This window comes from Cellulomonas fimi ATCC 484, from assembly GCF_000212695.1.
In the GTDB taxonomy this organism is placed as follows: domain Bacteria; phylum Actinomycetota; class Actinomycetes; order Actinomycetales; family Cellulomonadaceae; genus Cellulomonas; species Cellulomonas fimi.
This window is the reverse complement of the sequence record NC_015514.1, coordinates 1,920,777-1,940,282: the sequence shown is the minus strand read 5'-3', so window position 1 is coordinate 1,940,282 and position 19,506 is coordinate 1,920,777. Positions and strand designations below refer to the sequence as shown.

The following is a 19,506-nucleotide window of genomic DNA, read 5'->3' as shown; positions in this document are numbered from 1 at the left end:
GCCGCGCCGCCGCTACGCAACCCGCTCGGGTGTCCGAAGAGAGGTGTGGGCCGCCCGGTCCGCGTCACCGTCACGCAGGAGAAGCTCATGAGCTCCACCCGTCGCATCGCCGTCGTCCTCTCCGTCACCGCCGCCCTGGGGCTCGCGACCGCGGGCAGCGCAGCCGCCGCACCGAAGCAGCCGGTCCCCGCCCCGCCCGCCGTCGCCCACGTCCTCCCGCAGGTGCAGCTGCGAGTCAACCCGCTGCCCGAGACGCCGGCGCCCGGTGACGTCACCGCGACCATCACCGTGAAGGCGCCCGCGAACACCGCCGTCAGCGGCACCTACCGCCTGCTCGACGGGGGCGTCGTCATCGCGTCCGGCACGCTGGCCTCGAGCGGCACCGGTGTCGTGGCCGTCGACCTCGCGCCCGGCACCCACCGGCTGACTGCCGTGTACGACGGCGCGGCGAAGGTCAACGGCGCCGCCACGAAGAACGTCGAGGTGCTCGTCCCGGTCGCCTGACCCCGAGCAGTCCCCGGAGCCCCGACCGCAGCGAACGCGGTCGGGGCTCCGCTCGTCCGGCGCATCGCTTCACCGCCGCCGCCGCTGCGGCAGGAGGTCGTCGAATCGCTTCACCGGGTGGGCGCCGGCGCGCGCGGGCGGTACCAAGGACGCGCCGTCGCCGTCCGGCCGGCTCCGACCGACGAAGGGACCCGGCGTGCGACGACTGCGTGCCACCCTCACGCTCACCGTCCTGGCCTGCGTGGCCGTGCTCCCGGTCGCGGCGTCCGCCGCGCCGGACGGGCTGGCGCGCACCGTCCACACCGCGGGCCGCGTCGTCGACGCCGGGTCCACGTGGCAGCACGCCTGGCCCGGCGTCTACTTCGAGGGCCGGTTCCGCGGCACGGGCGTCGGGGTCGTGCTCGACGACGCGACGGGCGACTACGACGTCGCGGTCGACGGGCGGACCGTCGCGACGCTCGTCACGCCGGGCAGCACGACGTACCGCGTGCAGGGTCTCGCGCCCGGCGAGCACACCGTGCGCGTCGTGAAGCGCAGCGAGGTGCCGTGGGCGACGAGCACGTTCGGCGGGTTCGTCCCCGTCGACGGCAGCGAGATCCTGTCCGCGCCGCCCGCGCGCGACCTGCAGCTCGAGTTCGTCGGCGACTCGTACACCGCGGGCTACGGCAACACCTCGACGAGCCGCGAGTGCACGGGCGAGCAGGTCACCCGCACGACGAACGCCGACCTCGCCTTCGGTGCCCTCACGGCCCGTGCGCTCGGCGCGGACTACCAGATCGACGCGTTCTCGGGGCGCGGCATGGTGCGCAACTACGCGGGCGGCGAGCCCGGCACGAGCTACCGCACCTACTACGACCGCGCCCTTCCCGGCGTCGCGGGCGACGTGTGGGACCGCCCCGCGTCGTGGGACCCGGACGCCGTCGTCGTCGGGCTCGGGATCAACGACTTCTCGACGGCGCTCGGCAGCGGCGAGGCGTGGGCGACGCCGGCCGCGCTGCGCGAGGCGTGGGTCGCGGCGTACCACGGCTTCCTCGACACGCTGCGGGAGCGGTACGGGCCGGACACGTACCTCGTCGTCAGCGCCACCTACGTCCACACCGGCACCGACCTGCCGGACCTCGCGCAGCGCGTGGTCGACGAGCGCCGGGCCGACGGCGACGGCCGCGTCGTGTACTGGTACTACGGCAACGAGGGCCTCGACTACGGCGGCTGCCACTGGCACCCGTCCGTGCGCGACCACGAGGTGATCGCGGGGCAGCTCACGGCGTTCCTGCGCGACCTGCCCCTCGGCGGCCCGGCACCGACGCCCACGCCGACGCCGACGGTGTCGCCCACGCCGACGACGAGCCCCACGCCCACGCCCACCAGCACCCCGACGCTTCCGCCGCCGTCGTCGTGCCGCGCGACGCTCACGGTCGGCGGCACCTGGCCCGGCGGGTACCAGGCGTCGGTCGAGGTCACGGCGACGACGGAGATCCGGCGCTGGTCGACGACGTTCACGCTCCCGGAGGGCGGCGCGGTCACGCAGCTGTGGTCCGGGTCGGCGACGACCTCCGGCTCGACGGTCACGGTCCGCAACGCGGACTGGAACGGCGCCCTCCCGACGGGCGGCCGGACGGTGCTCGGCTTCCTCGGGACAGGCCCCGCTCCCGTCGACGGCCCGGTGACCTGCGCGGCGACGTCCGCGTCGTGAGGCGCGGTCGGCGACGCCTGACCCACCATCGGAACCGCCGGCTCGATCCCGGGTGGCGCCCTGCCACCCGGTCCGACGACCCGGCCGCCGCACCGGACCGCTGCCCGGCCACGTGCTCGGTGAGCGGCGAAGGGACGGCGATGCCGGGGGCGCCCCCGAGGGTGTCTCGTTCCCCGCGGCCTGCCGCTCCCCCGTCGAGCACGACGCGAGCGACCCGCAGCCGGTCCGCCTCGTCATGGACCGGTCCGCCGGACCCCCCACCTGGGACGACTGACGCCCTCTTCCCGGCGGGCGGACACACGCTTCCGGGAGACGGACGTCTCGTCGTACCGCATGCTGGGCGAGCCGACACCGCCGTCGGCGGGCACCGGCACCGACGCCGGCAGGAGCAGGACGGTCGACGATGACGAACCCGCGCACGACCGCCCTCGGGGCGGTCACCCTCTTCACCGTGGTGCTGCTCGTGACGCTCGTCGCGTCGAGCGAAGCCCTCTGGACGTCGTGGCCCGGCGCGGCCGTGCGCTTCGGCGGCGTCCTCGCCGCCGCGAGCGGCCTGTACACCCTCGCCGCCCGCTGGGACCGCCGCGCGGCCCACCACTGACACCCCCGCCCCCTGGCGCGCACCGCCGACGCGGAGTCCCGGCCCGCGCGCGGCGGTGCGCACCTGCCGAGGCCGGGCGCGAGCCGGGCTGCGCGGTCCACCGTGACACGACGACGAGCGGCCCGCCGAACGCCTACGGCCGACCAGCCGGTCCCGGTGCGGCGAGGATCCGAGTCACGGGTGCCGAAGCGGCGAACGGCCCGGGCACGACCCGGTCCCGCGGTATCCCGACGATGTCGGCGGTCAGGTCCAGGTCCGACCCGTCGGGACCGGTGTAGGGCATCTCGGCCTGGTAGCTCGTCCCGAGGCGTGCTGTCGTGACGGGGGCGACGACGTCGATGTCGGTCGCGTCGTCGATCTCCACGCGCACCGTCCCCGCTTCGGCGTCGAGCACCGCAACACGCACCGGTGACGCGCCCCTCACCAGCGCCGTGGGCTCCGCGCGGAACGGCTCGGCGCCCTCCGCGTAGAGGTTGCCCTCGATCCAGACCGGGAGCCGTGACCCGGCCAGGTCGCTGCCGCGCTCGTTCGGGTACTCCTGCGCCGTCGGGTAGGCGTCGTACTGCGACGTGCCCACGGGAGTCGGCACGAAGGTCGCCTGGCCGGGCACGCCGTCCATGTCGATCGCGCCGGACCAGAAGCTGGCGAGCGCCGGTTCCGCCGGCGCGTCCGACCCGGTGTGCTCGCCCGTGGCGCGGTCACCGACGAAGAGGTTGTTGTAGAACCGGTTGTCGCCGCCGACGATGTTCGAGACGCCGTAGACGGCCGTCGAGTGCGGGAGGTGGTACGGGGTGTACCGCTGGTGCTCGGTGCAGGTCGCGATGCGCCCCGCGACGTAGTTGTGCACGTACGCGCCGCCGGTGGACATGTCCTTGACCGACCACGGGGACAGGAACAGGTTCGAGTCGACGAGGTACGGGCCGTGGCAGACCTCGACCATGAAGTCCTCGGCGGTCGAGGCGTAGAAGACGTTCCGCCGCACCTGGGTGCCCTGCGCCTGCCAGTCGAGCCACAGCGCGCGGTGCGTGTGGTGGATCGTGTTCCCACTGATCACGGTGTCGATGGCGGCGTGCAGCTTGATCCCGGCCACCTCGGCGCCGTGCCACTGCCGCTTCACGTGGATGCGCGAGATGTGGTTGTCGGCGATGGTGGAGAACGCCGCCCCCAGGTGCCCGACGACGCCGGCCTGCTCGCAGTCGCGGATCGTGTTGCGGCGCACGATGTGGGAGCCGACGTGGTCCCGGTGCCACGGGTGCGGCTCGCCTGCGCCGGGCCCGCCCAGGGCGAGCGCCCGCTGGATCACCTCGCGCTCGCGCTGCGTGCCGCCCTTGGCGCCGTCCGGACCCGCAGCCGCCTCGTTCTGCCCGGTGCTGGCCTCCTTGCCGAGCGAGACGCCGACGTTCTTCGAGTCGGTGATCGTGTTGTCCTCGATCACCCACCCCTTCGACCAGTGCGGGCCGATCAGGCCCTCCTGCAGCGCGGTGGGCGGGGCCCACTGCGTGGCGGCCTTCGTCAGGGTGAACCCGCGCACGGTGATGTGGTCGATGCCCGTCTCCGAGGGCCAGAAGACGAAGGTGCGCGCGTTGATCTCGACCTCGTGCGCAGCCGGGTCGGCACCCCCGAAGTTCGCCCAGATCGTCGTGACGCCGTCGCCCACCTCGCAGTACCAGGTCAGCAGCGAGCCCTCCGGGTCGAACGAGTCGGGGGTGACCTCGGGGTGCTCGACTCCGCCGAGCGTCAGCGACTCGTACATCGACGTGCCGTCGAGGTACACCTCACCCGTGTGCCAGGTGTTGACCCGGTCGAAGAACCAGTCGCCACCGATGCGCTCGGCGTACGGGTTGCGCTCCCCGAACAGGGCGTTCGGCACCTCCGTGACCCAGACGCGACCCTCGGCGCCGGGGTGCGGACGCCAGTCGGTGACCACCTCGGCACCGGAGATCGTGACCGGCTCGAAGAGCCCGTCCGACCCCACCGCGGCCTGGTAGGTGATCGGCGCGTCGACCGTGCCCCCGCGGGGTGGGTCCACCCACTCGCGGTACACGCCCGCGTGCACCGCGACGGTGTCGCCCGGCAGGGCAGCCGCAGCGGCCCGGTTGATCGTCCGGAACGGGGCCTCGGCCGACCCGTCAGCCAGGTCGGAGCCGGTGACGGCGACGTGCAGGAGGGTCACGGCAGCGCCTTTCGTGAGTCGCGGGAGCGGTGTGGTGGTGCAGGGCGGCGGAGCGTCAGACCTCCGCCTCCTCCGGCTCCGGAAGCACGTACCCGCGGGCGACGAAGAACCGCTCGAGCAGGTAGCACCACCACACGAGGATCACTCCGGGTACCACGAGAACCGCGATCGGGACGTTCCAGAGGGCGACGCCCCCGAGGACCAGGGCGATCGCGAGCAGGAACGTCAGGCTCGGCGTCGTGAGCCCCAGGGTGAGCCCGTTGCGCACCTGGCGCCAGGTGGGGTTGGTGAAGCGCGCGACGAGCGGGAGGCACCAGAACACCAGGAGCAGGAGGAAGAGTCCGACGACCAGGAGCGGCACCAGCACCTCGGCGAGCCCGAGCGTGGGCAGGTAGGAGAGCGTGACGATGCCGAGGGCCGCGACCGGGACGGCCAGCAGGCCGACGACGGTCGCCTGCTTCCAGCTCTGCCGCCAGGCCGACGCGCCGACGGCCCGCAGGCCCGCGTCCTTGCCGAGGACGTACCGGCGGCAGATCTCGTAGGCGACGACCGTTCCCGCTCCCGCCGTCACGACGAGTCCGAGGCTCACGAGCCAGAACAGGCTGATCACGATGACGGTGCCGAGCGAGTCGAGGACGCGCCACAGCCGCGACGCGGGGTTGAAACGGAAGATGGTCGGTGCCTCTCGGGGTGCGGCGTGACGGGCGACGAGGACGGCGTCGGCCTCCCGCGGCGGGCGGGAGGCCGACGCGTCACTCAGCCCTTCACGGAGCCGATCATGAGACCGGACACGAAGTGCTTCTGCAGGAACGGGTAGACGAGCAGGATCGGGACGGCCGCCACCATGGTGATCGCCGACCGCAGCGCGATCGGTGTGGTGAGCTGCCCGCCGCTCCCCACCGATGCCGCGTTGCCCGCGACGTTGGCGGAGTTCGCGCCGGCGTTCATCGAGCTCGCGAGCAGCTTCTGCAGCTCGTACTGCAGGGTGGACAACGCCTGGTCGCCCGAGTTGTACAGCAGGGTGTCCAGCCACGCGTTCCAGCTGCCGACGGCGACGAACAGACCCACCACGGCCAGCGCGGGCTTGCACAGCGGCATGATGATCTGCCACCACGTGCGGAACTCGCCCGCGCCGTCGACCCGTGCCGACTCGGTGATCTCCTCGGGGATCGACTTCATGTACGTGCGCAGGATGATCAGGTTGAACGCGCTGATGATCACGGGCACCCAGTAGGCCTGGAAGCTGTTCAGCATGCCCAGGTCCTTGATGAGCAGGTAGTTCGGGATCAGCCCCGCGTCGAAGTACAGCGTCAGCACGAAGACCAGGGTGATCGGGCGCCGGAAGATGAACTCCTTGCGGCTGAGCGCGTAGGCGAGCATCGAGGTGAAGAACAGGTTCGTCACCACCACGACGACCGTCTTGAGGACGCTCATGAAGAACGCCTGGTAGATCGTGTTCATGTTGAGCACGACCTCGTAGTTCTTCAGCGAGAAGACCCGGGGCCAGATGCCGATCCCGCCCCGGACGGCGTCCATGCCGTCGTTCAGGGAGATGGCGAGGGTGTTCAGCAGCGGGTAGATCATGAGCGTCGCGAGCGCCACGAGGAACGTGGTGTTCAGCGTCGTGAAGATGACCCGCTCGGCCGTCCACCTGCGACGCGGTGACCTGCTCCGTGGCGCATGCCGTGCCAGAGGCTTCGCGGCAGTGGTGCTTGACATGAAGTCCTCCTAGACCAGGGTCTCTTGGTTGAGGCGCTTGGCCGCCCAGTTCGCCGAGCCCACCAGGATGATGGCGACGAGGGTCTTGAAGATGCCCGCGACGACGGCGAGGTCGTAGTTGCCCAGCTGGTAGCCGTAGCGCAGCACGAAGACGTCGATCGTCTCGGCCCGCTCGGAGATCAGGCCGTTGCCGAGGAAGTACGGCAGCTCGAAGTTCGTGGACAGGATCCAGCCGGCGTTGATGATGAGGAGCACGACGATCGTGGGCCTGATCCCCGGCAGCGTGATGTGGAACATCTTGCGGTAGCGGCCCGCTCCGTCGACCTCGGCGGCCTCGTACAGGCTCGGGTCGATCGCGGTGATCGCGGCCAGGTAGAGGATCGTGTTCCAGCCCAGCTCCTTCCACAGGCTCGTCCCGGCGACGATGCCCCAGAAGTGGTTCGGCTCGGTCAGGAACAGGACCGGTTCCTGGACGAGGCCCACGCTCAGGAGGGCCTGGTTGATGAAGCCGCCGGAGGAGGGCAGCGAGAGCGCGACCGACGCCAGGCTCGCCACGATGACCCAGCTGAGGAAGTGGGGCATGTACGTGATGTTCTGCATCACCCGCTTGAACGGGGCGTTCTTGACCTCGTTCAGCAGCAGCGCCAGGACGATGGCGCCCAGGGTCCCGACGACGAGGGTCAGGACCGACTGCCCCACCGTGTTGATCACGACCCGGCGGAACCGTTCACCGTTGACACCGGTGAACAGGTCGACGAAGTTCTCGAAGCCGACCCACTCCTGGTTCCAGATGCTGCCGCGACCCGGCTTGTAGTCCTGGAAGGCGATCGCCCAGCCGTAGACCGGGACGTACTTGAAGAGGATCTGGTACATCAGCAGCGGGACGGCCATCAGGAGCAGGACCCGCTGCGCCTTGATCCTGTCCCAGGTGATCTTGCGTCGGGGCTCCTTCGGCGCTCGCGTCCGGGCCCTGCGGCGCGGAGCACGCGAGCCGCTCACGGGCTCCGGGGCCGGTTCGAGCCCGGTGGCGGCCACAAGCGTGGTGACCGTGGTGTCCGTCATCTGTCCAACCTCGTCGTCGCCGAGCAGTGGGTCGTCGTCGAGGACGCGTGGCGGGCGGCGCACGCCCCCCGCCACGCGTCCTCGCGGACTGTTACCAGTTCTCCAGACGGTCCTGGATGCCGGCGTTGATGGCGTCCTCGTACACCTCGACGTCGATCTTCTTGATCGTGTCGACGTAGGCCTTCCAGCTCGCCTCGAAGTCGGCAGGGTCACCGGCGATGATCTTCGGCAGGTTCTGGACGCCTGCGTCGGTCAGCTGCTGGTTGACCTCGTTGGCCTCGTCGGAGAGCGTGATGTTCCACGCCGGGTAGTACTTCGGGTTCTCCGGCTGCGGGTTCATGAACTCGAGCCAGGTCTTCTTGCCGTACTGCTCCATGACGCCCCGGTCGTAGTCGGTCAGCGTCGCGAAGAACTCGGCGGGCTGGTCGTCCGGGCTGTACGCGTTGCCGTCGGAGAACTGGCCGTTGTGCTTGGGGAGCACATCGAGCAGCGCCTCGAGACGGTTGGACGCACGCCAGGTCAGGTCGCGGGCGTTGGCTCGCTGCTCCTCGGTGCGCGTGAACATGCCGTCCTCGCCGACCTGGTAGTCCTCGCCCTCGACGCCCCAGGACAGCACCTTCTGCCAGGGCTCGCTGAGCATCAGGTCGAGGAACTTCATGGCCTTCTCCGGCTGCTTGCTCGAGACGGAGATGCCGAACCCCTGGTTGGTGTTCATCACGGGGCGGTCGGCGTACCAGGGCTCCGCCCCGTCGTAGACCGGCATGAGCGGCACGTAGGTGTACTCGTCCTTGCCGGCGCTCCGCAGCGAGTCGGTGGCGGTCTGGAAGTTCCAGCCCTGGTCGTGCATGCCGAGGACGGCGCCCGTGGCCAGCTTCGCCGTGTACTGGTCGAACGTCAGGGTGAAGGACTCCCGGTCGACGAGACCGGCGTCGTACTGCTCGTTGAGGACCTGGTAGAAGTCCTTGGCGATGTCCTTGTCGGCGTAGATCTCCGCGTGGTCGTCGTCGTCGACGACGACGCCACCGTTGTTCGGCGAGCCGGCCAGCAGCGCCGGCGGGTTGGTCATGCCCCACTCACGGCCGGTCGACGCCAGGACCTCGAAGCCGACGGTCGGCACGCCGTCGGTCTGGGGGTTCTTCGCCTTGTAGCTCGCGATGAGCTCGAAGTAGCGGTCGAGCGTCATGTTGCTGAGGTCCGGCCAGCCGGCGTCCTCGAGCACGCGCTTCTGGATCCAGAACGCCGGACCGTAGTAGGTGCCGCCCGTGACCTCGCCGTAGAAGCGGTTGTAGTTCGGGAAGATGTACAGGCCCGGGTCCACCTCCTCGCCCGAGTAGCTCATCTTCTTGATGTCGTCCTCGACGTGCGTGGCGAGGTTGGGGTAGTCGCCGGTCTCCAGCATGTCGTCCAGGCGCAGGAGGGCGCCGCCCTCCAGGAGACGCATCTTCAGGTCGGTGGTGCCGATGAGGTCGGGGTACTCGCCACCGGCGAGCATGACGCCGATCTTCTGGTCCACGGCGTCCGGCGTGACGATCTCGTACTTCAGGGTGACGCCGAGGTTCTCCTCGAGGAGCTTGGTGATCTTGTTGTCGGGTGCCGGGGCCTGCTGGGCCGACGTGATCCAGGTCGTGAGCGTCGTCGGGTTGCTCGGGGTCAGGGTTCCCGACTGGTCGGCGAGATCGCCCGCCGGGATGACGGCATCCTTCGGGTCCTCCTCGGGGGCGCCGTCAGAGGTACATCCGACGAGTCCCGCCGACACTGCGGCAGCCAGGACAACAGTTGACAGCTTCCATCTAGCGGTACGCACCGAGGTCTCTCCCTTGAGAACGGTCCCGGTCGTCCTTGACCGGAACCCGTGCACGTCGGACGCGCGTCAGGGCGTGGCGTCCTCATCCCGGGCGGGATTTTAGCGTTAAAGTAGAGACGTGGTCCGGAGCCGTCAAGACCTCGCCCATCTCGAGATGGTCACGGCCGCATGCGGCGCGGCGGCCACGCACGCCGATCCGCCGTGGAGTCCCCGCCCCTGCCCGGCCCACCGGGTGCACCGCCCTCGCACGGGGCTTGCCGTCCCCGGTTTTATCGATATATTGAGCGCCCTCAGCGGCGTGGCCGGGCCCTTCTCGGGTCGCACGGGTGCACGCTGGACCGGCAACGTCGCGGGCTGGAGGGTGCGCATGGTGCGAATGGCGGACGTCGCCCGCGCGGCCGGCGTCTCGGTCATGACCGTGTCGAACGTCCTCAACGAACGCCTTCCCGTCGGCGAGCCGACGCGCGCCCGGGTCATGGCGGCCGTCGAAGCCCTCGGGTACGAGGTCAACCTGACCGCGCGGCACCTGCGGGCCGGACGGACCGACACCGTGGCCTTCGTCGTCCCGAGCTTCCACGACTACTTCGGCGAGCTCGCCGACCAGGTGGCGCCGCTGGTCGAGGCGGAAGGGCGTCACCTCGTCCTCGAACGGACGAGCGCCAACGCGGAGCAGGAGATGGAGGCGCTGAGCGTCGCGCGGCTCCAGATGTACGACGGCGTCCTGCTGTCCGTCGCCGGTCTCGACCTCGACCAGCTGGGGCGGGTGCGCACCTCCAAGCCGATCGTGCTGCTGGGCGAGCGCGACGTCCCCGACCACCTCAACCACGTGCGCCTGGCGAACGAGTCGGGTGCCCACCTCGCCACGGCACACATGATCGAGCGCGGATCGCGCCGCATCGTCGCGCTCGGGTGCTCGTTCGACGGCGCCCACATGATGACGACGGACCGTCGCGCCGGCTGGGAGCACGCGTACCGCGAGGCAGGCCTCGCGGCCGACCCGGCCTACGTCGTCCCCGTCAGCGACTACACCTCCCTCGGCGCTCGCGACGCGATGCTCGACGTCATCGCCTCGGGGCTGCCCTTCGACGGGGTCTTCGCCGTCACCGACATCGTCGCCCTCGGGGCCTTGTCCGCCCTGGCGGACAGCGGGCTGCAGGTCCCCCACGACGTCCAGCTCGCCGGGTTCGACAACCTCGACATGTCACGCTTCGTCCCTCCGGGCATCACGTCGGTCGACGCCAACCACGAGGGCGTGGCCGAGGCGGCGGTCGGGCTGCTGCACCGCCAGATGTCGGGCTGGACAGGCCCCGCCGAGCACGTCGTGGCCCCCGTGCGCCTCGTGGTGCGCGGATCCACCCGCGGCGGCGCCTAGCGGCACGCACGCCAGCGCCTCTCCGCGTCACCCCGTCGCCACCCGGTCAAAGGAGACCAACGCCGTGAGCACACCTGTGCCTCCGCCCACCCGCACGACAGCGATCATCGACCTCGACCTGCCCGGTGCGACGATCAGCCGGCACGTGTACGGGCACTTCGCCGAGCACCTGGGCCGGTGCATCTACGGCGGCTTCTGGGTGGGCGAGGACTCCCCCGTCCCGCACGTGCGCGGCATCCGGTCCGACGTCGTGGCGGCCCTGCGGGACCTGCAGATCCCGAACCTGCGCTGGCCGGGCGGCTGCTTCGCCGACGACTACCACTGGCGTGACGGGATCGGCCCGCGCGACCAGCGGCCCCGGATGGTCAACTCGCACTGGGGCGACGTCGTGGAGGACAACGCGTTCGGCACCCACGAGTTCATGGACCTGTGCGAGCTGCTCGGGGCGGACCCCTACGTGTCGGGGAACGTCGGGTCCGGCAGCGTCGCGGAGATGTCGGACTGGGTGGAGTACCTGACCCGGGCGGACGACTCGCCGATGGCGGCGCTGCGCCGGGCGAACGGGCGCGACGAGCCGTGGCGCGTGCCCTTCTGGGGTGTGGGGAACGAGGCGTGGGGCTGCGGCGGGAACCTGCGTGCGGAGCAGTTCGCGTCGTTGGCCCGGCAGTACGCCACGTACGCGCGCGACCACGGCGGCAACGGCCTGTACCGGATCGCGGCCGGCGCGAACGAGTCGGACCTGCACTGGACCGAGACGCTGATGCGTTCGTTCGACGACCTGGCCGCCGACCCGGCCGAGCCGGCCCGGCCGTTCCAGGCCGTGTCGCTGCACTACTACACGATGTCGGGCTCGTGGGGCGACAAGGGCGACGCCACCGGCTTCAGCACGGACGAGTGGTACACGACGATGGCCCGGGCTCGCCGCATCGAGGAGCTGCTCACGCGCCACTCGACGGTCATGGACCGGTACGACCCGCACCGCAAGGTGGGCCTGGTCGTCGACGAGTGGGGCACCTGGTGGAACGTGGAGAAGGGCACGAACCCCGGGTTCCTGTACCAGCAGAACACGCTGCGCGACGCGCTGGTCGCCTCCGTGCACCTCGATGCCTTCCACCGGCACGCCGAGCGCGTCGTGATGGCGAACATCGCGCAGACGGTCAACGTGCTGCAGGCGATGGTCCTGACCGACCCGGACACCGGCGCGCTGGTGCTCACCCCGACGTACCACGTGTTCGCGATGAACCGCGGGCACCACGACGCCGCCGCGCTCGCCGTGCACCTGCGCGGCGTCCAGACCCGGACCGTCGACGGGCGCGAGCTGCCGCTGGTCTCGGCGTCCGCGTCCGTCAAGGGCGACGCTGCGCTGGTCTCGTTGTCGAACCTCGACGCCGAGAGCGACCGCACGCTGGTGCTCGACCTGCGCGGCCGCGACGTCGTCGGGCACGAGGCGCGGGTGCTCACCGCGCCCGCCCTGGACGCGCACAACACCCCGGAGCAGCCCGACTCCGTCGCGCCGGCCACGCACCACGGCGTGCGGCCCCACGCGCGCGGGCTCGAGGTCGACCTGCCCGCCCACTCGTACGTCACCGTCCGTCTCGACCTCCGGTGACGGAACGCGACCCCCGGGCGCTCACCTTCGCCACCCCGGTCATCTTCGCGGACGTCCCCGACCCGGACGTCGTCCACGACGGCCGGCACTACTACATGGTCAGCACGACCATGTACTTCGCGCCGAGCGTGCCGATCATGCGCTCGAGCGACCTGGTGCACTGGTCGATCGCCGGCTACACCGGCCCGGTCCTCGACGACACCGACGCGCTCGCCCTGCGCAACGGGCACGACGCCTACGGGCAGGGCAGCTGGGCGGCGAGCATCCGCCACCACGAGGGCACGTACTACGTCTCCGTCGCCAGCCTGACCACGCAGAAGACGTACGTCTACGCGACGCCGAGCATCGAGCACGGGCCGTGGACGCGGTCGGTCCTCGACGGCTACGCCCACGACCAGTCGCTCCTGTTCGACGACGGGGACGCCTACCTCGTGTACGGCGCCGGGGTGATCGACCTGCGCCGGCTCGCCCGGGACGACGCGGGCACCTTCGTCTGGGACGGCCCCGCGACCCGGCTCGTCGAGGACGCCGACGTCGACCAGACCAGCGGGCTGCACGCGGAGGGCGCGCACGCCTACAAGATCGGCGACCACTACTACGTCTTCATGATCGAGTGGCCGACGGACGGGATCCGTCAGGAGGTCGTGTGGCGGTCGGCGTCGCTGACGCCGCAGTCCCAGGGCGGGATCTGGGAGGGCAGGGTCGTGCTCAGCCAGGCGGTCCCGGTCGCGGGGCGCCCGGGGGGCGGCGTCGCTCAGGGCGGCGTCGTCCAGGCGGCTGACGGGCGGTGGTACGCGATGCTCTTCCAGGACGAGGGACCGCTCGGGCGCTCACCGCAGCTCGCGCGCGTGACCTGGGACGACGACGGGTGGCCGGTCTTCACGCTCGACGCCGCGCCGGTCGCCGCCGGCGGGCGGACGGCGGGAGCGTCGGACCTCCTCGTCTCGGACGACTTCGAGAACCAGCCCACGCCGGCCGGCTACTGGAACGTCGCCGACGCCGATGCGCTGACGACGTCGGACGAGACTGCCTGGAACGGGTCGAGCCTCGGGCTGCAGTGGCAGTGGAACCACAACCCGGACAACCGGTTCTGGTCGCTCACCGACCGGCCCGGCCACCTGCGGCTCACCACGGGCAGCGTCGCGACGAGCATCGTCGACGCCCGCAACACGCTCACCCAGCGCACGTGCGGGCCCGCGAGCGCCGCGGCGATCTCGCTGGACGTCTCCGGGATGAAGGACGGCGACGTCGCCGGCCTGTCCGCGTACCAGCAGAAGTACGGGTACGTGGGGGTCGAGATGGCCGACGGCGCCCGGCAGCTCGTGATGCGCCGTGCCGACCGCCACGGGCACGTCGCCTTCACCAGCGCTGGCGTGCCGTTGACGGCCGGGACGGTCCTGCTCCGCGCGGACGTGGACTTCCGTGACGCCGCGGACCGCGCCTCGTTCGCGTACTCGCTCGACGGTGCCGCCTGGACACCGATCGGCGACGACCTGGCGATGGAGTACAGCCTCGCCCACTTCACCGGCTACCGGTTCGCGATCTTCTGCTACGCCACCGCCGAGACCGGCGGGCACGTGGACGTCGACTGGTTCCGGGCGGGCGACGACCTCGAAGGGACGAGGCCATGACGAGACGACTGGTGCCCGAGCTCGAGGTGCGCCGGCACCTCGTCGAGGACTACGCGGACTTCACGCAGATCCCCGAGGCGGTCGTCGCGCGGTGGAAGGCACCGTTCGGGCCGCCCGAGGACTGGGACCTCACCGTCGTCGACCACACGGTCCCCGGCCCGCACGGCCCGGTGCCCGTGCGCGTCTACACGCCGGTGGGCACGCCGCCCGACGGCGGCCGCGCGTGCCTGGTCTGGATGCACGGCGGCGCGTTCTCGTGGGGCGACCTCGACATGGCGGAGGCGCACGAGGTCGCCCGCGGCGTCGCCGGCCGCGCGGACGTCGTCGTCGTGTCGGTCGACTACCGCCTGTGCCCGGTCATGCCGGAGCTCGGCGGCACCGTCGGCGACCGGGTGGACGAGCGCGGCGAGCCGGTCCGGTTCCCCGTCCCGCAGGACGACTGCGCCGCCGTGCTCGACGCCGTGCGCGCGGACCCGGCCCGCTTCGGGGTCGACGCGGCGCGGGTCGCGATCGGTGGCGCGAGCGCGGGCGCCTTCCTCGCGGCGGCCGTGACCCTGCGCGCCGTCGAGGACGGCCGGGCGCCCTGGCAGACCCTGCTGGTGTACCCGATGCTGCACCCCCGGGTGCCGGCGCTCGGGACCGAGCTCGCCGAGGCGGTCGAGGCCGCTCCGCGCGCGCTCCAGCTTCCGGCGTGGATGGTCGAGGCCACGAACCGCACGGTGCTCGGCCGCGAGCCGGAGCCGTCCGACGACGAGGCCTTCCCCGGCCTCGCGGCGCGTCTCGAGGGCTTCCCCCCGACCTACGTGGAGAACGGTGAGCTCGACGCGTTCCGGGCGAGCGGCGAGCGCTTCAGCACACGCCTGCGCGCGGCGGGCGTCGACGTCGTCGAGGTGACGCGTTCGGGCGTGCCGCACGGCCACCTCGACTGGGTGGGGTTCGGGCCCGCCCGGGACACCCTGGACGCTCTCGCCCAGCGGCTCCGCGCACCCTCCGCTGCGGATCGGCAGGCGCTCGACGAGCTGCGCGTGGACGGCGCGCCGGCGTCGGACGCGCCGCTGCACCACGTGTGGAACCGGTGCGTCGGTGCGGGCCGGGCGAACGAGGCGCTGCGCGCCGACTGGCAGGCCCACCTCCGCGAGGCCGTGGACGTGCTGGGAGTCCGCTCCGTGCGGTTCCACGGCCTGTTCCACGACGACATGTTCGTGTACCGCAGCACCTACGGCGGCGGGTTCGCCCCGCCGGAGGTGCTGCCCGAGCCGCTGATCACGTTCAGCTACGTCGACATGGTGTTCGACGCGCTTCTCGACGCGGGCGCACGCCCCTTCGTCGAGCTGGGGTTCATGCCCCGGGAGCTGGCCACGCAGACCGAGACGCTCTTCTGGTGGAAGGCGCACTGCAGCCCGCCCACCGACATGGCGGAGTGGGTCCGCCTCGTGAGCGAGACGGTGCGGCACTGGATCGAGCGGTACGGCCTCGACGAGGTGCGGCAGTGGCGGTTCGAGGTGTGGAACGAGCCCAACCTGGTGCCGCACTTCTGGACCGGCACCCGCACCGAGTACTTCGCGCTCTACGAGGCCACGGCGCGTGCGCTCAAGGCGATCGACCTACAGCTGCGGGTCGGCGGCCCGTCGACGTCCGTGTTCGTGCCCGACGCCCGCTACGCCGGCGAGACCTACGACCATGCGGCCGAGTTCGCCACCGGCCGCGCACCCGACCCTGACGCGCTCGACTGGCAGCCGGTGTGGGTCCGCGAGCTCGTCGACTACTGCGCCGAGCGGGACCTCCCCCTCGACTTCCTCTCGACCCACCTCTACCCCACGGACTACGCGGCCGACGGGACCGGCAGCGGCGTCACGGCCATCCACCGCCACGTGGACGCCACCGAGCAGGACCTGCGCCTCCTGCAGGAGCTCATCGCCGCGAGCCCCTACCCCGACGCCGAGCTGCACATCACCGAGTGGTCGAGCTCGCCGTCGAGCCGGGACCGCACGCACGACACCCTGTTCGCCGCCACGTACATCACGCGCGCGTTCCTCAAGGGCGCCGCGCTGGCGGACTCGATCTCCTACTGGACGTTCACGGACATCTTCGAGGAGGGCGGCGCCGGTCTGGGCCCGTTCCACGGCGGCTTCGGGTTCGTGAACGAGCAGGGCATCCACAAGCCCACGTTCCACGCCGTCGCGATGCTGAACCGCCTCGGCGACCGCGTCGTGCACCAGGACGAGCACGGCATCATCACGCGCTCGTCCGGCGACGGCCATGTGTCCGCGGTGTTCCTCAACTACCCCGCCGAGATGGGCACCCGCGGCGTCGAGCAGCACGACACCTACGCCGCGGCCCGCGCGTACCGGGAGATCGGCACGGCCCGGCGGGTCCGTCGCACCGTGGCGGGCCTCGAGCCGGGGACCGTCTTCCAGGTCGAGGTCCTCGACTGGGAGCACGGCAACGCCGCGGAGGCGTGGCACCAGATGGGCGAGCCGCTCAACCTCACCCGCGCCCAGACCACCGAGCTCAAGACCGTCGCGGACGACCTGCGCCGGTGGACGATCACCGTCCCGGACTCGGGTGTCCTCGAGATCGATCTCGACCTGCCGGCCTGGGCCGTCGCCTCCGTCGCCCCGGTCACCCCGACGCCCTCACCGACGACGAACGACGCACCATCACCCACATCATCGAGGCAGGGGTGACCAAGGCCGAGGTCCGCGCCATCAGCACCTGACCGGCGACGACGACGGGCCCAGCGATCGGACGATCACCGGAGCCCGCAGCCGAACCCCGTCACGACGCAGATGCGCTGCAACCCGCAGAGCGCATCCGCATGCTCATCCCTTCGAGGCCATCGCGATGCCACCCGACGCCAGAGCGACCATCCGGGCGAGAGCGGCGCGCACGTCAGGATCGCCGTGGTCGGCTCAGCGCTGGGGCTCGTCGGCGCCGGCGTCGACGTCCCGCTTGGCACCGGTGTCGCCGTCTGATCGGCCACTGGGGCGCCGACGCGCAGGAGCACACCCTCGACGCCGACCTTCGCCGCGGCGTCCTGGTCGAGCACCTCGACCCCGACCGACGCACCCGGGAGACTCGCCGGGTCGGTGCCGGATGCCCACCCGACACTGACGATCTCGGAGCCGGATTGGTCCCCTGCCAGGGCGGCGGCTTCGCCCCCTCAGGCGACAGCCTCGGTGCCCGACCAGGCGACCGCGTAGCGCGGCGGCTGCGGGAGCGTCAGCGGCATCGTCCGGACCGGCACATCGCATCAGCGACCTGGCATCGTGTGACGATCTCTCGACCGAACGGGGGGTCGACCGCTGGGTAGTACGCGTTCGTGCGAGCCGTCGAGTGTCCGACCGCATCAACGGGGTTCCGTGAACCGAGTTCTCTCGGTAGGAAGGCCTCGTTACCGGCGCAGCCGATGTCGATGGTCGAAGCGCTGGTCGGCCTCGGCCCCCGGCGGGATCGGATCGCTCGCGCTGTTGGGCTTTACCGTCGTGACGAGCCAAGGAGACCCGCCATGTCGCGTTCTCGTGCCTTCGTCGCCGCCTCGCTCGCCGCTGTCGTCGTCGTCGCGGTCGTCATCGTCTGGTTGAGCCGCCAGTCGGATTCCGAGCTGGCTCTGGAGACGTCCGACGGCGTGACGTTCCTGCGGAATGGCGGTGAAACGGTCGGAGATGACGTCGCTCACGCGGGCCGGCTGTTCGTGGCAGACGACGGCTGCCTGTACGTGACCACCGACGACGACGGCGAGACGTACCTCGTGGCGCTCGGGCCGCGAGCCATGGTCACCTCGCAGGACGTCACGCTCAGCTGGGGCGTCGTGAGGCTCGACGTATCGGCGACCTTTGGCCGCGTCAACGTCGAAGGCCCCGCTCCCGCGGGAACGGACGCCCGGTGCACCCTCGCTCAGGAGGTGTACGGGCTCGCGTAGCCGCGTCACCCACACGGCATCGAGAGCTGGGCCCCACCCGCCGCCCGACGGCATCGTCACGAGCCCACGCCCGCGCTGGGCACGGACGAGGATCGCCCGCTACGGGTGGCGCCCACCGTCGGGCTCCGCCGCAGGATCAGGACGGATCGGGGGCGGCCGCACGGCCGGTGCTCCGCACCGACGCCCGTACCGTCGCGAGGAGGGTCGCCGTGAGGACGTCGACAGGGCTGCGCGCCCTCGTGGTCGCAGCCGTCGCCGCACTGGTCGCCGCGTGCGGACAGGACACGCCGTCGGCCCTCGAGAGGGCACGCGCCGACGTGAGCGCGAAGGAGCGCGCGTTGCAGGACGCCGAGGCGGCCTCGCAGGAGGCGAACGCGACGTTCTGCGCCAGTGCCGCCGGCTACGTCGACGCGCTCGACCGCTACGGCGACCTGCTCGTCTCGACAGCCCCGACGGTCGGGGACGTCGCCACCGCCGGTGACGACCTGCGCCAACCGCGCGCCGACGTGGCCGACGACGCCGACGCCGCGCAGGACGCGCACGCAGCCGTCCTCGACGCACAGGCCGCGCTGGCACAGGCGCAGGCGGCCCTGACCGAGCTGGAGGCATCCGCGACCGCGTCGGGTGCGCCGGTCGAGCCCGCCGAGCCGCCCGAGGTGACGGCAACCCCGCTCGCACCTGCGGACGCCGTCGAGCGGGTCCGGCAGGCAGACGCCGAGCTCACGGCCGTGCAGCAGCAGATCGACGACGACACGCCCCTGCGCGAGGCCTCCGAGCGGTTCAACGCCGCCGCGGTCGCACTCGAGGCGGCGTGGCTGCAGCTGTACGCGGCCACCGGCTGCCTGACCGACGCCGAGCAGGCCGCCGCGCACGACGTCGTCGCCGCGCGCACCTCGACGCTCCAGGAGTCGCTGTCCGCGACCGGCCACTACACGGGCACGATCGACGGCATCTACGGCCCCGCGACCGTCGCCGCGGTCGAGAGCCTGCAGTCGGCCCACGGGTTGCCCGTCACGGGCACGGTCGACCGCGCGACCGACGCCGCGCTGCGGTCAGAGCTGGCCGCACAGGGCGACGCCGCCGCGTCCTCGGCGGTCGCGTCGACGGCGGCGCTCCAGCAGACCCTCCACCTGTTCGGCTACTGGGACGGGCCCGTGGACGGCCAGTGGTCCGACGCCCTCACGCAGGCGCTCGTCACGTTCCAGACCGACCTCGGGGTGCCGGCCACCGGCGCGGTGGACGCAGCGACCGTCGCCGCCGTCCAGGCAGCGGTCGCTGCGTCCCTCGCCGCCAACACGCCATCCGCACCCGAGGTGAGCGCGACATCCTGACGCAGGACCCTCCTGACGGCTGACGGATCGCACCGACCGTCTCGATCGCCTTGTCGTGCAGGAGCGGGTGCCCTGCGAGCAGTCC

Annotated in this window: 14 protein-coding genes; 9 read left to right on the top strand and 5 right to left on the bottom strand. The window is 71.7% G+C overall.

Translation table 11 applies throughout. The features are described 5' to 3' along the window. Nucleotides 1-87 precede the first annotated feature (87 nt). The 3 genes from CELF_RS08865 (at nucleotide 88) to CELF_RS20185 (ending at nucleotide 2,798) form a co-directional block, all read left to right on the top strand. Nucleotides 88-504: an Ig-like domain-containing protein gene (locus CELF_RS08865; RefSeq protein WP_013770913.1), complete on the top strand. Its 417-nt coding sequence runs from the start codon at nucleotides 88-90 to the stop codon at nucleotides 502-504. A gap of 196 nt (nucleotides 505-700) precedes the next feature. Beyond that, entirely contained in the window at nucleotides 701-2,197 is a 1,497-nt protein-coding gene (locus tag CELF_RS08860; RefSeq protein ID WP_013770912.1) for a cellulose binding domain-containing protein, read from the top strand. A 403-nt stretch (nucleotides 2,198-2,600) separates the two neighbouring features. Beyond that, complete coding sequence (locus CELF_RS20185; protein WP_013770911.1) at nucleotides 2,601-2,798, top strand: hypothetical protein; 198 nt, start codon at nucleotides 2,601-2,603, stop codon at nucleotides 2,796-2,798. Nucleotides 2,799-2,931: 133 nt separating this feature from the next. Here the strand turns inward: CELF_RS20185 and CELF_RS08850 are convergent, their stop codons facing one another. The 5 genes from CELF_RS08850 to CELF_RS08830 all read right to left on the bottom strand — a co-directional run bounded on the left by CELF_RS08850 (nucleotide 2,932) and on the right by CELF_RS08830 (nucleotide 9,508). After that, nucleotides 2,932-4,971 (bottom strand): DUF1565 domain-containing protein, encoded by a 2,040-nt coding sequence (locus CELF_RS08850; protein WP_013770910.1) that lies wholly within the window; start codon nucleotides 4,969-4,971, stop codon nucleotides 2,932-2,934. Nucleotides 4,972-5,026: 55 nt separating this feature from the next. Continuing rightward, a complete protein-coding gene (locus CELF_RS08845; RefSeq protein ID WP_013770909.1) occupies nucleotides 5,027-5,581 on the bottom strand; it encodes a DUF624 domain-containing protein in 555 nt (184 codons plus the stop codon). 146 nt (nucleotides 5,582-5,727) lie between these two features. Further along, nucleotides 5,728-6,690, bottom strand: a complete 963-nt coding sequence (locus CELF_RS08840) for a carbohydrate ABC transporter permease (RefSeq protein ID WP_013770908.1) — start codon at nucleotides 6,688-6,690, stop codon at nucleotides 5,728-5,730. Nucleotides 6,691-6,699: 9 nt separating this feature from the next. Then, nucleotides 6,700-7,752 carry an ABC transporter permease gene (locus CELF_RS08835; RefSeq protein ID WP_013770907.1) on the bottom strand — a complete coding sequence of 351 codons (1,053 nt, stop codon included), beginning with the start codon at nucleotides 7,750-7,752 and terminating at the stop codon, nucleotides 6,700-6,702. A 91-nt stretch (nucleotides 7,753-7,843) separates the two neighbouring features. Then, nucleotides 7,844-9,508 carry an extracellular solute-binding protein gene (locus CELF_RS08830; RefSeq protein WP_126297701.1) on the bottom strand — a complete coding sequence of 555 codons (1,665 nt, stop codon included), beginning with the start codon at nucleotides 9,506-9,508 and terminating at the stop codon, nucleotides 7,844-7,846. 415 nt (nucleotides 9,509-9,923) lie between these two features. Here CELF_RS08830 and CELF_RS08825 point away from each other — a divergent pair, with 415 nt between their 5' ends. The 6 genes from CELF_RS08825 (at nucleotide 9,924) to CELF_RS08795 (ending at nucleotide 19,421) form a co-directional block, all read left to right on the top strand. Next, on the top strand, nucleotides 9,924-10,928 hold the full coding sequence (locus CELF_RS08825; RefSeq protein WP_013770905.1) for a LacI family DNA-binding transcriptional regulator: 1,005 nt from the start codon (nucleotides 9,924-9,926) through the stop codon (nucleotides 10,926-10,928). A gap of 64 nt (nucleotides 10,929-10,992) precedes the next feature. Next, nucleotides 10,993-12,537: an alpha-N-arabinofuranosidase gene (locus tag CELF_RS08820; RefSeq protein WP_013770904.1), complete on the top strand. Its 1,545-nt coding sequence runs from the start codon at nucleotides 10,993-10,995 to the stop codon at nucleotides 12,535-12,537. Next, nucleotides 12,534-14,168, top strand: coding sequence for a glycoside hydrolase family 43 protein (locus tag CELF_RS08815; protein ID WP_013770903.1), 1,635 nt, complete (start codon nucleotides 12,534-12,536; stop codon nucleotides 14,166-14,168). Before CELF_RS08820 ends, CELF_RS08815 begins: the two co-directional genes overlap by 4 nt. Then, the gene (locus CELF_RS19965) at nucleotides 14,165-16,855 is read left to right on the top strand and encodes a GH39 family glycosyl hydrolase (RefSeq protein WP_013770902.1); all 2,691 of its coding nucleotides are present in this window, start codon (nucleotides 14,165-14,167) and stop codon (nucleotides 16,853-16,855) included. Before CELF_RS08815 ends, CELF_RS19965 begins: the two co-directional genes overlap by 4 nt. Nucleotides 16,856-17,577: 722 nt before the next feature. Then, entirely contained in the window at nucleotides 17,578-18,090 is a 513-nt protein-coding gene (locus CELF_RS08800; protein ID WP_232014327.1) for a hypothetical protein, read from the top strand. 209 nt (nucleotides 18,091-18,299) lie between these two features. Further along, on the top strand, nucleotides 18,300-19,421 hold the full coding sequence (locus CELF_RS08795) for a peptidoglycan-binding domain-containing protein (protein ID WP_013770900.1): 1,122 nt from the start codon (nucleotides 18,300-18,302) through the stop codon (nucleotides 19,419-19,421). Nucleotides 19,422-19,506 lie beyond the last annotated feature (85 nt).

Bases quoted from the DNA above. Each gene is read 5' to 3' on its own strand.
- CELF_RS08865 (WP_013770913.1), top strand. From the start codon at position 88: ATGAGCTCCACCCGTCGCATCGCCGTCGTCCTCTCCGTCACCGCCGCC.
- CELF_RS20185 (WP_013770911.1), top strand. From the start codon at position 2,601: ATGACGAACCCGCGCACGACCGCCCTCGGGGCGGTCACCCTCTTCACC.
- CELF_RS08840 (WP_013770908.1), bottom strand. From the start codon at position 6,690: ATGTCAAGCACCACTGCCGCGAAGCCTCTGGCACGGCATGCGCCACGG.
- CELF_RS08835 (WP_013770907.1), bottom strand. From the start codon at position 7,752: ATGACGGACACCACGGTCACCACGCTTGTGGCCGCCACCGGGCTCGAA.
- CELF_RS08825 (WP_013770905.1), top strand. From the start codon at position 9,924: ATGGTGCGAATGGCGGACGTCGCCCGCGCGGCCGGCGTCTCGGTCATG.
- CELF_RS19965 (WP_013770902.1), top strand. From the start codon at position 14,165: ATGACGAGACGACTGGTGCCCGAGCTCGAGGTGCGCCGGCACCTCGTC.
- CELF_RS08800 (WP_232014327.1), top strand. From the start codon at position 17,578: ATGTCGATGGTCGAAGCGCTGGTCGGCCTCGGCCCCCGGCGGGATCGG.